Source organism: Bradyrhizobium sp. Arg816 (assembly GCF_029989365.1).
In the GTDB taxonomy this organism is placed as follows: Bacteria; Pseudomonadota; Alphaproteobacteria; order Rhizobiales; family Xanthobacteraceae; genus Bradyrhizobium.
Map to the genome: position 1 here is coordinate 201276 of NZ_JAPRAQ010000010.1, position 15907 is coordinate 217182.

Consider the following 15907-nt stretch of genomic DNA (forward strand, 5'->3'; position numbering starts at 1 on the left):
CAGAATTCCAACGACAAAGCTGGCGAGGACTTTAATTCGCTGCGTGCCGGTTTCCCTATTTGGAACCGGGGCTTGCGTCAATTTCGGGTTAATTCGGCGGAGGAAAACGCGGCGGCGAGACTTCGCCCCGCCGCCAAGCCTGTCTGGATTTTCCCGCGCGTCAGTTCTTCAGCACGATGCGGCCGACGACCTTGCCGGCGCGCAGTTCGTCGATCCATTTCTGGACGTCGCCCATCGGCTCCTCGCGCATCGGCGTCGGCTTGATCTTGCCGGCGCGGGCAAGCGCCATCAGCTCCTGGGCCTCGGTGAGCGTGCCGACCATGAAGCCTTCGATGGTCATGCGCTTGTAGACCCATTGCACCATCGGCAGCGTGAACTGGCCGCCCATCAGGCCGGACACCACGATCTTGCCGCCGCGTGCGGCGACGGCCACCGCAAACGCCATCGATTTCTCGTTGCCGGCGAAGTCGACGATCTCGTCGAAGCCGCCCTCGGTCTCTTTCAGGATGCGCTTGATCACGTCGGGCTCGGACGGATCGTAGGCGCCGGCTGCGCCGTTCTTCAGCGCGGTGTCGCGCGCTGCCGGCGAGAGATCGGCGACCGTGATCGGCTGCTTGAACATCGCCTGCGCAAATGACAGGCCCATCATGCCGACGCCGCCCAGCCCGATCAGCAGCAGATTGCGCTGGCGCGGACGGTCGACCAGGCGCTTGAGCGCGCCATAGGCAGTCACGCCGGAGCACATCAGCGTGGCGGCCTGGTTGACGGGCAGGGGATCGTAGTCGAGCAGGTACTTTGCGTCGGGCACCAACACGTGGGTGGCGAAGCCGCCGTCCATGGAGACGCCGAGGAAGCGCTGTTTCGCACAAAGATTCTCGTCGCCATTGGCGCAGTCGCGGCACTGGCCGCAGCCGATCCACGGGAAGACCGCCTTCTTCGCTCCGACCAGGCCGGCCGGCACGTCAGGGCCGACTTCGTCGACCACGCCCGCGATCTCGTGGCCGAGCGTGAACGGCAGCGTCATGCCGCGCGTGGTGTCGAGCTTCTTGCCGCCGCCGAGATCGGCATAGCCGTCCTGGATGTGCAGGTCGGAATGGCAGAGGCCGCAGCGCTCGATGCGCACCAGCACCTCGCGGCCTTGCGGCTTCGGCGTGTCGACGATGGTCTCGCACAAGGGCGCATCGAACTTGACCAGGGACTGCCGACGCATCAACGCCATATTCCTTCCTCCGAAATTCCTGTTATCCAGCTTGCTTTCGTATATCCGCCAATTCACGCGCCATGGCAACAAAGCCTGATATTGGAATGGTCTCGGCACGCCGCGTCGCATCGACACCTGCGGCCGCGGCAAGGCGAGCGGGATCCGCTTGAAGCGATTTCAGGCTTTGCCGCAGCATTTTTCGGCGCTGCCCGAAAGCGGCGGCTGCAACCTGTTCGAGCAGCTTGCGATCACAAGGCAGGGGCTCTGCGCGCGGCACCAGCCGCACGACGGAGGAGGTGACCTTCGGCGGCGGCACGAAGGCCGACGGCGAAATGTCGAACAGGATTTTTGTCTCGCAGCGCCAGTTGGCGAGCACGCCGAGGCGACCATAGGCCTCCTCGTCCTCGCGCGCGACGATGCGCTCGCCGACCTCGCGCTGGAACATCAGGACCATCATGTCGTACCAGGGCGGCCAGGGGTCGGTCGTGAGCCAGCCGATCAGGAGCTGGGTCGCGATGTTGTAGGGCAGGTTCGCGACGATCTTTGCTCTTTCGCCATTGAGCAGCGGACGCGGGTCGAAGGTCATGGCATCGCCATGCACGATCTCGAGCCGGCCGGGATAGTGCGTGGAAATGTCCTCTAACGCAGGGATCGCGCGCTCGTCATGCTCGATGGCGATGACGCGTTTGGCGCCGAGCGCGAGCAACGCGCGCGTCAACCCGCCCGGGCCGGGACCGATCTCGACGATGGTGGAGTCCTCGAGCGGCGCGGCGGCACGCGCGATGCGCGCGGTGAGATTGAGGTCGAGCAGGAAGTTCTGCCCCAGCGATTTGCGTGCCGACAGTGCGTGCTGGCGAATGACCTCGCGAAGCGGCGGGAGGTCGTCGATCGCGCCCATCAGCTTTGCGCAGCCGCCATGCGGCTTGCGAGCTTGAGCGCAGCGATCAGGCTTGCCGGATTGGCCTTGGCCGTGCCGGCGATGTCGAAGGCGGTGCCGTGATCGGGCGAGGTGCGGATGAAGGGCAGGCCGAGCGTGACATTGACCGCGTCGTCGAAGGCGACCGTCTTGATCGGGATCAGCGCCTGGTCGTGATACATGCAGACCGCGCAGTCATAGGTCGCGCGCGCCGCCTCGTGGAACATGGTGTCGGCAGGGAGCGGTCCCTTCGCCTCGATGCCGTCCTTGCGCAGAACCCTGAGCGCTGGCGCAATCACGGTCTGCTCCTCGTGGCCGATCGAGCCGTCCTCTCCGGCATGCGGGTTGAGGCCGGAGATCGCGATGCGCGGCCTTTCGATGCCGAAGCGGGATTTCAGCTCGGTCGTGACGATGCGCACGGTCGAGACAATGAGCTCGCTGGTGAGCTGGGCCAGCGCATCGCGCAAGGAGACGTGGATGGTCACGGGCACCACGGCGAGCCGCGGCGACCACAGCATCATCACCGGCTGCGGCACGCGGCCGTTCTCTGCGGCAAGCTCGGCGAGGTATTCGGTGTGCCCGGGATGGCGGAAGCCTGAGCGGTAGAGCACGCTCTTGGCGATCGGGTTGGTGACGACGGCGCTGGCGCGGCCTTCACGGACATCGGTGACCGCCTGCCGGATCGAGGTGAGCGCGGCCGGTGCGCTCGCGTCATCGGGCTTGCCGGGCTCGGCTGTCGCACTCTCACCCGTTGCGACCACGGGCAGGGCCTCGGTGAAGGCGGCTGCAGCCTCGCCGGCGCTTACCGAGGCAATCCGGATATCGGCGCCGAGGGCCTTGGCGCGGCGGGCGACGAAGGCCTCGTCGCCGAGCAGATAGAAGGCGGGCAGGTTCAGTTCGCGGCGTCTGAGCCAGGCTGCGATCGTGATGTCGGGGCCGATGCCGGCGGGCTCTCCCAGGGTCAGGGCGAGGGGCTTCGAAGGCTTGATGGAAGGTTCTAAGGCGAAGTTGGCCATCAGCGGTTGCGATATTCGATCATCGCCGCTTTCCGGAGATCATCGAGATAGGCCTTCTGGGTCTTCTCGTATTTCTCCGAATACATCTTCTCGCGGACCTCGCGCTTTTTCGGCGTGTCGATCATGGTCGGCTTGCGCGAGCACAGCACGACCATCTCGATGCCCGCCTTGGTGACCTCCGGCGCGGTCAGGTGGCCGATCTGGGTGTCGTCGAGCACCTTGCGAAGCGCCTCGGGCAGTTCCGCGGTGGTCTTGGTGACGGTGTCGCGGATGGTGGCGTTCGGCGTCGAGCGGAACAGCGAATTGGCTTCCTCGCAGCTTCCGACACGCGAGCGATAGCTCTCGGCTTCCTTCTGCCGCGTCTCCAGGAACGCCGGGGACGAGCCGCGCGGCACGATCAGCACGATCGGCTGCATCTTGTACTCGGTGCCCTCGATCTGGAGCTTGTCGCCGGTCTGGGCCTGCACGGCCTGCGCGACGTCGCGCTCGCCGACCATCAGCTTCTCCTTGAAGCGTCCGCGTACGAGGCTGGTCCAGACCATCTCGGCCTTCATGCGGCCCTTCAGCGTCTCGGGGCGGACGCCCTTGACCTCGAGCGACTTGGTGAGCTGATCCGGCGTGATTCGCATGCGCTGCGCCATGCCCTCGTAGGACTGGTTGATGTCGGAGATGCCGGGGTCGACGCCGTATTTCTTGCCTTCCTTGAGCTTCACCTTGTCGTCGATCAGCTCGTTGATGACGTCCTGGCGGCTCGGGGTCTTCTGCGTGGTCAGCTGGTCGAGCTTGGAGCGCTGCTCGATGTCGAAATCGGTGATCGGGTCGCCGTTGACCATCACGACGATGTTCTGCGCGCGCGACGGCGCGGGCAGGCCGGTGAGGATCAACCCGGCACCGATGGCGAGGAGGAGGCGAAAAACAGGCAATTGGGTCGTCATGATTATCGCTCGCATGTCAGCCGGGATGAGCTCGCTCTCGGGAGAGCCCGGCCGTCATTTCAGACGGTTCATTGGTAGCCGGCGGACGAGCTGGACCCGGTCGAGGTCGCCAGCGTGCGCAGGCCGATCTGGAACATGAACGCGTGGTTCAGCACGGGCGGCGCCGTGCCCGCAGAGTAACTATACGAAGTTACATAGTTCACGCCGAGCACGAAGCAATCGTCGACATAGCCCGCTCCGAGCACATACTGGTTGAGCTTGTTGGCCTCGAGGTCCCAGCGCGCCGAGCCGGTCACCACCCAATTGGCCGCGACCTTGATCGAGCCCGAGGTCAGGATGCCCTCGCGCCGCGTCAGATAGCCGAGCTCCGGCTGCTCGGCGTAATTGCCGTACATCATGCTGACCGACCAGCGATTGAAGTTGGCGCGGCCTTCCGCCTCGAAGCGCTGCACGTTCCAGGTCTGCTCGTCCATGCGGGAGCGGACGCTGAACGTGTAGGTGCTGTTGGGTGAGTAGCTGGCGCTCGCCACGTAATCCGAGCGCGGCTTGTCGAGGCCGGAATCAAGGCCGGTGTTGATGGTGTCCTGGACCGTGTAGGAGTTCAGGCCGAACAGCTGGTAGGACTGGCCGAACAGCACTTTGACGGCGCCGCCCTTGTCGAACTGCGTGGTGGACTGCACGCCGACATTGGCGCGGCCGCCGCCCTCGACGCGGTCGTAACCGGAGAACTTGTCGACGCTGAACAGGTTCGAGGTGTCGAACACCATGCTCTGGGCGTCCTCGTTCGGGAACCTGCCGGCGTAGGTCTCGTTCGGCCGGATGATGATCTGCGCGATCGGCTCGATGGTGGTCGAGCCCCAGGGCTGAACGTTGATGAAGGGATAGCGGTATTCGAGGCCGACCGTCGGCATCAGGCGGAACGCCTGAGTGTCGCCGACCGGCAGGTAGTTCGACACGCCCGGCTGGTTGGAGATCGAGGCGTTGACCGCGTCGGCGCGGAGGATGGCGAACGGCGTCCAGATCTCGCCGAACGGGTCGGTGAAGGACTTGCGCCACTGCGCTTCCGCCGTGAGGCGGGTGTAGGTGCCGGGGACGCCGCGCAGCAGGCACTGCGACGGCGTGCGCGCGAGCGGATCGGCCGACGTCGTCGTGCACAGGCTGGCGGTATTGGCGAGCGTGGTGATCGGATCGAACACCGCGGTGTCACGCGACAGGTTCGTGAAGTTGGTCTTGTAGCTGAACTCGCCGCCGAACACCGGATAGTTGAGCACGTTCGAATAGTCGATCACGGGATAGACGATCGGCACCTGGCTCTGGTTACCCGAATAGCTCAGCCAGTACATCGTGCGCGCATCGAAGAAGCTGCGATTGCCGACGCCGGTCAGATAGAGCTGCGACAATGCGTCGGTCGGCAGATACAGGAACGAGCCCAGCGGATCGCGGTATTGCGACAAGCGGTAGTCCGAGAAGAAGTAGTAGTCGGACATGACGACGCCGTCCCAGCCCCAGACCCACTTGTCGTTCAGCGCGAACTGACCCTTGGTGTCGACGGCGCCGCGGAACTGGCGGTCGCCGGGCTGGCCGGCGAGTGCGCCGGGGTCGAGCTGGTCGATGCCGTAGACGCGGATCTGGTAGGCGCCGTCCATCAGGCGCTGGCGGTACTCGGCCTGGAACAGCACGCCCTGCTTTGAGGTGATGCGCGGGCTGAAGGTCATGTCCATATCGGGTGCGATCGCCCAGTAGAACGGAACTTCGACGCCGTAGCCGAACGGCGTGTTCGACGTGAAGCCCGGCATCAGGAAACCGGTCTTGCGCTTCACGGTCGGGTCGGGCGTCGAGAAATAGGGCATGTAGGCGATCGGCACGCCGAAGAATTCGAGCTGTGCCGTCTCGAAATACAGCATCTTCTCCTGCTGGTCGTGGATGATGCGGGCACCCTTGACCTGCCACAGCGGCGGCTTCTTCGGATCGTCCTTACACGGCGCGCAGGCCGTGTAGACGCCGTTCTCGAACACCGTGTAGTTGCCGCTGGAGCGGTCGGCGCGGCTCGCGGCCATGCGGGTCTGGTCGGCGGTGTCCACGCGCAGCGAATCGACGAAACCGTCGCGGTAGTCGTCGGAGAGATCCAGGATCTCGGCATAGGTGATCTTGCCGTCGGCATCCGTCATGCGGACGTTGCCTTCGGCATGCAGCCGCTTGGTCTTCTGGTCGTAGATGACCTTGTCGGCCTCGACGCTGGTGCCGTTGTAGAACAGCTGGACGTTACCGACCGCGGAGACGCGCGAATTGTTGTAGTCGTAGTCGACCTCGGTCGCCTGAACCAGCATCTGGTTGTCGTTGGCGACCCTCGGCGGCTTCGGACGCGGCGGCAGCGGATTGTAGGTGAAGCTCTGAGCGGAGGCCGGCGTCACGGCGGCAACATCCATCAGCCCGCCGAGCGACGCCACGGCGGCGACAGCCAGCAGGAGCCTGCGAATGGACAAGCCGAATCCGTTCGCGCGCACCACAGTACGCCGCGTCAAGCGAGACACGAGCCCTCGATGGACGGCAGTCACTAACCGTCCTCCTGATACAACAAGGCCAAAAAGCCGGTGAGGCCGCCCACCACCGCGGGCAACCACGCCGCAGCGATCGGATGCATCAACTCAGCCTTGCTCAAGTCTTCAGTCACTTTCGACAGAACGTAGAGCAGAAAGCCTGCGCCCACGCCACTCAAAACCATCTTCTGCACGCCGCCCATCCGGAAGAAGCGCAACGACACCGAAGCCGCCAGCATCACCATAGCGGCCAGCAAAAACGGCTGTGCCAGGAGCTTGTGATACTGGAGTCGATAGCCGGCTGTCGCGAACCCCGAGCTCTCGGAGGAGCGGATGTAGCTCGGTAGTTGCCAAAAAGACACAGTCTCGGGTGTGGAAAAGCTGTTGCGGATCTGGGCTTCGGTCAGCGTCGTCGGAATCTCCAACGTCGCCTGGTCGATCGGCGGCGAATCCAGCGAGAAGCGGCGCACCGATTTGAACTGCCAGTGACCGGATTCCAGCGCCGCCTCGCGCGCCTCGATCCGTTCCTTGAAATGCCAGTCCGTATCGAATCGGAACAGGGTCAGGCCGGTCAGCCGTACGCCCTGCTGCTCGCTGCGCGCCGCGTTGATGATGACCTGGCCGTCATTGGTGACCTGGTTGAGCCAGAAGCCGGAGGCGTCCTGGATGCCGCCGCCGGGGGCCGAGCCGAACAGCTCGGCTTCCATGCGCTTGGACAGCTCGCGCAGGTTCGCCGACATCGGATTGTAGGCGACGGTGGCGATCACCCCGATCAGGAGTGCGCTGCCGAGGGCCGGCGAGATGAATTGCCATGCGGAGATGCCGGCGGCGCGCGCGACCACGAGCTCGAGCCGGCGGGAGAGGGCGAGATAGCAGGTCATGGCGCCGATCAGCATGCAGAACGGCGTCAGCTTCTCGAGCAATTGCGGGACCCGGAACAGCGAAGTCTCGGCCACCATGATCGCGGAGGCGGATGCGAGCCCTGAGGTCTTGCGCACCATCTCGATGTAGTCGACCAGCACCAGCAGCAGGAAGATGCTCGCGAACACGCCGAGCGCCGCGACCACGAAGCGTCCGGCGAAATAGCGCCCGAGGGTGTTGGTGAGCATGCTCATGCGGCGGCCGGCCGTCCGAACAGCCGCGCGATACGCGCGTTCGACCTGTTGATGGCCTCGATGAGGCGGGGCGGCGGCTCGACCACGATGCCGCCGATGATCATCCACAGCCCGACGCCGATGGCGCCCAAAACCATCGCGTATTGGAACAGCACCGGGCCCGGCGACTTCACCGCCATCACCGAGCAGGCGAATCCCGCCATGCGCAGGCCGAACACGGCGATCACGGAGCCGCCGATCGAGAAGTTGCGGCTCTGGCGCGTGGTGCGCGGCGCGCCGAGGAAGGCGAAGGTCAAAACGGCAAAGGCGAAGGGATAGATCGGCGCCAGCAGGCTGTCGTGCAGAGCCGAGCGGAACTGGCCGGGAATCTGCTTGTAGACCGGATCGTCCTCGGACGGGGAGAACAGCTCCCAGAGATAGCGCTCGCGGATGCCGAGGGTGACGTCGTGACCCTGGCCCGAGAACTTCGACATGTCGAAGCCGTAGCGGCCGAACGCCACCAACGCGGGATCGCGCTTGCCGGCCTCGAAGCGCTGGAGATTGCCGTCCTTGAGCACCAGGAACGAGCCGTTGTCGTTCTTCACGACCTCGCCATGCTCGGCGACGATCGAGACGCGCTCGTTGGGATCGCGGCGATCGTCGATGAATATCCCGGCGAGGATGCCGCCGGGCTGGCGTTCGCGGATCCGGATCGTGAGGTTCTTGTCGAGCTGGGCGAAGCGGCCGGGCTGGAGGATGTTGGTGAGCACGTCGGCGGTGATCTCGGCGTCCCACTGCTTGATCCGCCGCATGCCGTCGGGGGCCAGGTAGGCCGCGATGAAGGCGACGAGCAGCGCCACGACACAGGTGGCGTAGAAGAACGGATAGAACAGCCGGAACGGCGAGAAGCCGGCGGCATTCATCACGATGATCTCGGAATCGGTCGCGAGCTTGTTCAGCGTGTGCGAGATCGCGATCATCAGCGCGATCGGCGAGATGATCAGGACCAGCGCCGGCACGACGAGGCTGGTGATGCCGAGGAAGGTCAGGATGGTCTGACCCTGGCTCGTCATCAGGTCGATGCCGCGCAACGCCTGCGTAATCCAGATCACGCCGGTGAGGCTGACCAGGACCAGCGCAAACGACGCTAGCGTCGTGCGGAAGATATACCTATCGATTGACCCCATGCGCTACCGCACGAATCCCCACCAGCGCCCCAATGCAGGCCGGAAGTCCGGCTGCCCAACCAATCCCCGATCAGGGGATCCCCAAGGTCGGCCAACCACCTCTACCACCGGCTTACTCTCTCACTACCATCCCTTTGATCCATCAACAAAATGGCTGCCCCGTGGCACCGTCAATATATGGTTAATATTTCCCTCGTTGTGGCCCGGCGGCCACGGGGGTGCTTGGCAGCCACCGGGCCGGTGGCCCATAGTGGGGAAAGTCCAGTGAATCGTCGTTCAGCTCCGGCCCGAGGCCGGGTCCGTCGAGCGGCGAAAAGCCCGATGTTTTGAAGGAGTTACCCATGTCCGATGCCATCAAGGTCGGCTTTGTTCCGTTGTCTGCTGCCGCCCGTGGCATCCTGGTCGTGTTCTGCGACGACACTTTGAAGCTCGGCCCGGCGACGGCCAAGGCGCTCGGCGGCGCCACTGAGCTGGTCAAGCGGGCGGCCTCCGCCGCCGGGTTCAAAGGCAAAAGCGGCGCCGCGCTGGACATCCTGGCACCGGAGGGGGTGAAGGCCACCCGCCTCGTTGTGATCGGCGCCGGCAAGGCGGCGAGCCTGAAGGCGAACGACTTCCTCAAATTCGGCGGCGTGGCGGCGAGCAAGCTTTCGGCCGCGGCCGCTGCCATGACCATCGTCGCGGAACTGCCCAATGGCGCGATGACCAGCGAGCAGGCGGTTGCGATCGCCTCGGGCCTGCGGCTGCGCGCCTACAAGTTCGATCGCTACAAGACGAAAAAGAAAGACGGCGAGGAGGGCGGCTTGCGCGCCGACGTCTCGCTTGCGGTCGGCGATGCCATCGCGGCGAAGAAGGCGTTTGCCTCGGCCGGCCATGTCGTCGACGGCGTGATCATCGCGCGCGACCTCGTCAACGAGCCGCCGAACGTGCTTTTCCCCGAGGAGTTCGCGCGCCGCGCGGCCCTGCTCCGCAAGCTCGGCGTCAAGGTCGAGGTGCTCGATGTCAAGGCGATGGACAAGCTCGGCATGGGCGCGCTGCTCGGTGTCGGCCAGGGCTCGACGCGGCCGAGCCGCACCGTGATCATGCGCTGGGACGGTGGCAAGAAGGGCGAGGCGCCGGTCGCCTTCGTCGGCAAGGGCGTCTGCTTCGACACCGGCGGCATTTCGATCAAGCCGGCCGGCAGCATGGAGGACATGAAGGGTGACATGGGCGGGGCCGCCTGCGTCGTCGGCCTGATGCACGCGCTCGCCGCGCGCAAGGCCAAGGCCAACGTGGTCGGCGCCATCGGCCTCGTCGAGAACATGCCCGACGGCAATGCGCAGCGGCCGGGCGACATCGTCACCTCGATGTCCGGCCAGACCATCGAGATCATCAACACCGACGCCGAAGGCCGCCTCGTGCTGGCCGACGTGCTCTGGTACGTGGCGAAAAAGACCAAGCCGAAATTCATGGTGGATCTGGCGACGCTGACCGGCGCGATCATGGTCGCGCTCGGCACCGAGCATGCCGGCATGTTCTCCAACAATGACGAGCTCGCCGACCGTCTGCTCGCGGCCGGCATCGAGAGCGGGGAGAAGGTCTGGCGCATGCCGCTCGGCCCCGAATACGACAAGCTGATCGATTCCCAGTTCGCCGACATGAAGAACACCGGCGGCCGCCATGGCGGCTCGATCACCGCGGCGCAGTTCCTGCAGCGCTTCGTCGACGGCACTCCCTGGGCGCATCTCGACATCGCCGGCACCGCGATGGGCGCGCCGAAGACCGACATCAACCAGAGTTGGGGAAGCGGCTATGGTGTCCGTTTGCTCGACCGTCTGGTCGCCGACCACTACGAGCGCAAATGATCTGAGATGACCGAAGTGCTTTTCTACCATCTGCAAAACATGACGGTGGAGAGCGTGTTGCCGCCGCTTCTCGAGAAATCGCTCGAGCGCGGCTGGCGCGTCGTGGTGCAGTCGACCTCGCCGGAGCGCGCCGACGCGCTCGACGCGCATTTATGGACCTATCGCGACGATTCCTTCCTGCCGCACGCGACATGGCGCGTGAACGATGCCGCCGATCAGCCGATCGTGCTGGCGATCGAGGAGGACAATCCCAACGGCGCCAATGTCCGCTTCCTGGTCGACAACGCCGCGCTGCCGCAGGACGCGCAGGGCTATGAGCGCATGGTGCTGCTGTTCAACGGCGACGATCCGGACGCGCTGGCGTTTGCCCGGAGCGCCTGGACGGATTGCAAGGCGCGGGGATTTGATGTCACCTATTGGCAGGCCGACGAACGGGGCCGTTGGCAGCGCCGGAATTAGCGATCGTTTCCAATTAATGATAATTTGCACTTTTCGGGCGATGCTGGCTTTTGTCACCTTCGTGCCGCAAAGTGATGTTGGGACAATCGCTTAGGGCCGGTCCTTCATGCGGGGAATTTAGTTTATCGTGCGACATCAAAAGCTTCCCAGCTCGCTCATAGTTGCGTTGGCTGCCGTAGCACCGCTGCTCGCGGGCTGCTCGGGGACCGATCTGTTGTCCAAGGATGCCCAGTGGTTCAACACGCCGAGCCGCCTGTTCATCAAGAGCATCTCAATCGAATCGCCGCCGTTGACCCCCGACAAGCCCGTGACGGCCGGGGATCTGGTCAGCGCCGACGGCGCCTGTCCCGGCATGACGCCGCCCCCCGGGCCGGCTGACGCCAATGCTTCGACGACGGCGCCGGCGCCCATGGGCGGCACGGTCGCGCTCGGTCACACCGAATGCGACGTGGTGCGCGGCATCGGCGCGCCCTCGACCGTCAATCTCTCCAGTGATGCCGCCGGCCGGCGCGTTGCCGTGGTCACCTGGAGCACCGGTCCGCGCGCGGGCATCTACACCTTCACGTCCGGCCGCCTGTCCTCGATCGAGGGCACGCCGGAAGCGCCTGTCATGCCGAAGGCGACCAAGCCGAAGCCGAAGAAGAAGTCGGCGTAAGGCGAACTCTCGTGCCCCGGACGCGCTGCAGCGCCACCAGCGCGTTCACGCGCGTCTTCGACGCGCCATCAGCGCGTTCACGCGCGTCTTCCACGCATTATGCGCTGCTGCGCCGAGCCGAGACCTGGTCTCTCTCGATCCAGTCTCTCTCGGTCATGGGCCCCCGGCTCAGTAGCGCACCACTATCGTGCTGCGCTACGTCCGGGCACGAGAGCAACGATCCAGGTTTGCGTACTCATAAATTCGTCGCGACGGCGATCCATCAACCTCTATCGATCATCCAACGGTTTACCGCTTGGTGGAAGTTAAGAGGGCCCGGAACGGTCATATGCGTCTTAACGTACGTGAAACCCGCCTTTTGGAGCGTGCGGTTCGGAGCCACATTGAACGCATTGGGTTCACAGAAGAGTTGCTTCAACTCGAGAACCTGGAAGTAGAGTTCGACGGTCTTTCGGACACACTCTACGCCAATCCCCTGCTTACGCAGCGAGGGATCCGTGATGTGCAAATGCATACTTGCGTGCTGGCCAATCCGGATCTTGTCAGCGGTCGAGAACCCCAAGAACCTATCGTCGGAGAGCCAGCTTACTAAAAAGCTGTTTCTTTGCTCGACAGGCCGGTCGAACATTTGCTCATAAAGTCGCTGCCATTGTATTGCCGGTGGTAGTCGTGTTGGGTCGACCCCGAGCATTTCCAAGTGCTCTGGCGTCGCTGCGTGGAAATACTCGATGATCAGTGCAGTTTCCTGCAGAGTCATCGGTCGAACGGTGATGGCCACTGGCAGCCCCTACGATCAGTGGGCGCTGTATAAATAGCAACTTAAAATAGATGGATTGCGGCCGTTTAGCAATTGGCAAGTCGCTGCCAGCAGCGCATCAGGATCGTGCTGCGCCGCGTTCGGGCATGAGAGCAACGATCTCAATTCGCCATCTCATCAAACTAACGCGTCCTCACTTCGAGCTATAGCTTCTCCGCGCGCATCAATGTGTTGGCGGCATTCGCGCGCGCCTTCGAAAGTCACGCTGCCGTTATACGTGATCGGCAATTCGTGATGTGAGAGCATTTGCATCCGCTGTCGAAACCAGCCCGGAGGAAAACTGGAGGAAATCTCCAGAATAATCACGCGCGTCTAAAGCAGCGCTTCAAGAAAGACATCCGCACCACTGCTACGCATCGAGGGGAGGGACTGGATCGATCGAAGGAATATTTGGATGTCTACTACCTCTGTTTTCTCCCCGGTTACGGGCCAGCTCACCATTTTCGGCGACAGCGCCAATAACGGCGTCGTGATCACACGCGACAAGTCGGGCCGCATACTCATCAATAACGGGCAGGTGAAGACGATCGGTGGCGATCCCACTGTGGCCAACACCAACGAGATCGACGTCTTCGGTCTGGGCGGCGACGACACGATCACCGTCAACGAATCCAACGGCCCGATGCCCGCGGTGCACATTTTCGGCGGCGACGGCAATGACAGGATCACGGGCGGATCAGGTGCCGATTTGCTGTTTGGGCAGGCCGGCGACGATACGATCAAGGGTGGCGGCGGCAACGATCTGCTGTTCGGCGGCGCGGGGAACGACACGCTGGACGGCGGCAGCGGCGACAACCAGTTGTTCGGCGAAGCCGGCAACGACCTCATGATCTGGAATCCGGGGGGCGGCACCAACCTGTTCGAGGGCGGTGACGGCAACGACACTGCGCAGGTGAACGGAAGCAATGACCCGGAGACGTTCACGATCACGGCGGACGGCACGCGCGTGCGATTCGACGGGACGGGCGCCGCGCCATTTTCGCTCGACATCGGCACGACGGAGAATCTGGTGCTGCACGCCGGCGGCGGCGACGACGTCATCACCGCAAGCAATGGACTCGCCAGCCTGATCTCGCTGACGCTCGACGGCGGCGCCGGCAACGACAGGATCACCGGCGGCGACGGCAACGATCTCCTGATCGGCGGCAGCGGCGACGACATCGTCAATGGCGGACGCGGCAACGACGTCGCGCAACTAGGAACGGGCGACGACACCTTCATCTGGAATCCCGGCGACGGCAGCGACACGGTCGAAGGCGGATCGGGCAACAACAAGCTGCTGTTCAACGGCGCCAACATCAACGAGACCATCGACATCTCGGCCAATGGCGGCCGGGTGCGCTTCACCCGCGACGTCGCCAACATCACGATGGACCTCAACAGCATCGAGCAGATCGAATTCGATGCACGCGGCGGCGCCGACAACATCACCGTCGGCGATCTCACCGGCACCGGCGTCAAGCAGGTGCTGGTCGATCTCGGAGCCGTTCCCGGCGGCACGCAAGGCGACGGTGCGGCAGACACGGTGACCGTCAACGGTACCAACGCTGGCCAGCACATCGAGGTCACGTCCGACGGGACGACCGTGACGGTGACGGGCCTGCCTGAAGTCGTGACGATCGCGAATGCAGAGGCTGCCAACGACCGGCTGGTGATCCAGGCGCTCGGCGGCAACGACGTGATCGATGCATCGCTACTTGCTGCGGCGATTGGGCTGACCATCGATGGCGGCGCAGGCAACGATACCATCACCGGCAGTCAGGGCGCCGACACCCTGATCGGCGGTGACGGAAACGACAAGGTCATCGGTGGCCGCGGCAACGACGTCGCTCTCCTCGGCGCAGGCGACGACATCTTCACGTGGAATCCCGGCGATGGTAGCGACACCGTCGAAGGTGGCGCGGGAACGGATACGCTGGTGTTCAACGGCTCCAACGTCGCCGAGAACATGTCGATCTCGGCGAATGGCGGTCGCGCGCTTCTCACCCGCGACGTCGGCGCCATCACGATGGATCTCAACGGCGTCGAGCATGTGCAGATCGCTGCCGCCGGCGGCGCCGACAACATCACCGTCAACGATCTCTCCGGCACCGGCGTCACGCAGGTGGCGATCGACCTCAGTGCCGGCCCCGGCAGCCAGAGTGGTGACGGTGCGGCAGATCGTGTGACCGTGAACGGCACCGCAGGCGATGACAACATCTCGGTCACGACCTCTGGCGGATCGATCGTCGTCAACGGCCTTGCGGCGCAGGTGACCATCGCTCACGCCGATGCCGGTGATGTCCTGACCGTCAACGGCGGAGGCGGTAACGACGTCATCAATGCCTCGTCCATCAAGGCGGGGCAGCCGTTCAGCCTCAACATCAACGGCGGCGACGGCAACGACACCATCACCGGCAGTGCCGGCAATGACATTGTGAACGGCGGCCGTGGCAACGACGTTGCCAATCTCGGCGCCGGCGACGATACCTTCGTCTGGAATCCCGGCGACGGCAGCGACATTGTCGAAGGCGGCAAGGGCACCGATACGCTGCTGTTCAATGGCGCCAACATCAACGAGAACATCAACATCTCGGCCAATGGCGGCCGGGTGCTGTTCACCCGCGATGTTGCTGCCATCGCGATGGACCTGAACGGCGTCGAGCATATCAACTTCAACGCCCTCGGTGGTGCCGACAACATCACGATCGGCGACCTCTCCGGGACCGGCGTGAATCAGGTCAACCTCGACCTCGGCGCCAATGACGGCGCCGCGGATACGGTGACGGTCAACGGAACCAGCGGCAGCGACGTCATCACGGTGACCGAGCACGACGGCATCATCACGGTGTCGGGGCTTGGCCAGGACATCAACATCACCGATGCCGGCGCGGGCGACAGGATCGTGATCAACGGGCTCGATGGCGACGACGTCATCACGGCCTCCGGTCTGCACGGCGGCATCCAGCTCGTCGCCAATGGCGGCAATGGCGATGACGTCCTCATCGGCAGCCCAGGCAACGACACGCTCGCGGGCGGCGCGGGTGATGACGTGCTGATCGGCGGCGGCGGACAGGACGTCCTCGACGGTGGCCCCGGCAACAACGTCGTCATCAACGGGGGCGGGGCGATGGCGGCCGCGATGCTGCTCAACCAGGCCATGGCGGCGAACCTTATCCCGGCAGGTGACGGTCACGGCGAGATGCCGTTGCCCGACCCGCACGCGGCGCAGAGCCAGACCCTCGCACCGCCGCAACACGCCTGACGCGA

Annotated in this window: 12 protein-coding genes; 4 read left to right on the plus strand and 8 right to left on the minus strand. The window is 64.3% G+C overall.

Features of this window, described 5'->3' with window-relative positions; translation table 11 throughout:
• Positions 1–160: 160 nt before the first annotated feature.
• The 7 genes from OWC48_RS24980 to lptF form a co-directional block, all read right to left on the minus strand.
• The gene (locus tag OWC48_RS24980; protein WP_282522329.1) at positions 161–1219 is read right to left on the minus strand and encodes an alcohol dehydrogenase; all 1059 of its coding nucleotides are present in this window, start codon (positions 1217–1219) and stop codon (positions 161–163) included.
• A 22-nt stretch (positions 1220–1241) separates the two neighbouring features.
• Positions 1242–2099 (minus strand): 16S rRNA (adenine(1518)-N(6)/adenine(1519)-N(6))-dimethyltransferase RsmA, encoded by an 858-nt coding sequence (rsmA, locus tag OWC48_RS24985; protein WP_282522330.1) that lies wholly within the window; start codon positions 2097–2099, stop codon positions 1242–1244.
• Entirely contained in the window at positions 2099–3133 is a 1035-nt protein-coding gene (gene pdxA, locus OWC48_RS24990; protein WP_282522331.1) for a 4-hydroxythreonine-4-phosphate dehydrogenase PdxA, read from the minus strand. Before pdxA ends, rsmA begins: the two co-directional genes overlap by 1 nt.
• Positions 3133–4068: a SurA N-terminal domain-containing protein gene (locus tag OWC48_RS24995; RefSeq protein ID WP_282522332.1), complete on the minus strand. Its 936-nt coding sequence runs from the start codon at positions 4066–4068 to the stop codon at positions 3133–3135. Before OWC48_RS24995 ends, pdxA begins: the two co-directional genes overlap by 1 nt.
• Before the next feature lie 68 nt (positions 4069–4136).
• Entirely contained in the window at positions 4137–6623 is a 2487-nt protein-coding gene (locus tag OWC48_RS25000; protein WP_282522333.1) for an LPS-assembly protein LptD, read from the minus strand.
• On the minus strand, positions 6623–7720 hold the full coding sequence (gene lptG / locus OWC48_RS25005; protein ID WP_282522334.1) for an LPS export ABC transporter permease LptG: 1098 nt from the start codon (positions 7718–7720) through the stop codon (positions 6623–6625). The genes OWC48_RS25000 and lptG overlap by 1 nt, the downstream gene beginning before the upstream one ends.
• Positions 7717–8886 carry an LPS export ABC transporter permease LptF gene (gene lptF, locus OWC48_RS25010; RefSeq protein WP_282522335.1) on the minus strand — a complete coding sequence of 390 codons (1170 nt, stop codon included), beginning with the start codon at positions 8884–8886 and terminating at the stop codon, positions 7717–7719. The genes lptG and lptF overlap by 4 nt, the downstream gene beginning before the upstream one ends.
• Before the next feature lie 341 nt (positions 8887–9227).
• Here lptF and OWC48_RS25015 point away from each other — a divergent pair, with 341 nt between their 5' ends.
• The 3 genes from OWC48_RS25015 to OWC48_RS25025 all read left to right on the plus strand — a co-directional run bounded on the left by OWC48_RS25015 (position 9228) and on the right by OWC48_RS25025 (position 11841).
• Positions 9228–10727: a leucyl aminopeptidase gene (locus OWC48_RS25015; RefSeq protein WP_282522336.1), complete on the plus strand. Its 1500-nt coding sequence runs from the start codon at positions 9228–9230 to the stop codon at positions 10725–10727.
• A gap of 6 nt (positions 10728–10733) precedes the next feature.
• Positions 10734–11186: a DNA polymerase III subunit chi gene (locus OWC48_RS25020; RefSeq protein ID WP_282522337.1), complete on the plus strand. Its 453-nt coding sequence runs from the start codon at positions 10734–10736 to the stop codon at positions 11184–11186.
• Between the two features lie 166 nt (positions 11187–11352).
• On the plus strand, positions 11353–11841 hold the full coding sequence (locus tag OWC48_RS25025; protein WP_282522338.1) for a hypothetical protein: 489 nt from the start codon (positions 11353–11355) through the stop codon (positions 11839–11841).
• 262 nt (positions 11842–12103) lie between these two features.
• Here the strand turns inward: OWC48_RS25025 and OWC48_RS25030 are convergent, their stop codons facing one another.
• Entirely contained in the window at positions 12104–12619 is a 516-nt protein-coding gene (locus tag OWC48_RS25030; protein WP_282522339.1) for a GNAT family N-acetyltransferase, read from the minus strand.
• Positions 12620–13052: 433 nt separating this feature from the next.
• Here OWC48_RS25030 and OWC48_RS25035 point away from each other — a divergent pair, with 433 nt between their 5' ends.
• Positions 13053–15902, plus strand: coding sequence for a calcium-binding protein (locus OWC48_RS25035; RefSeq protein WP_282522340.1), 2850 nt, complete (start codon positions 13053–13055; stop codon positions 15900–15902).
• Positions 15903–15907 lie beyond the last annotated feature (5 nt).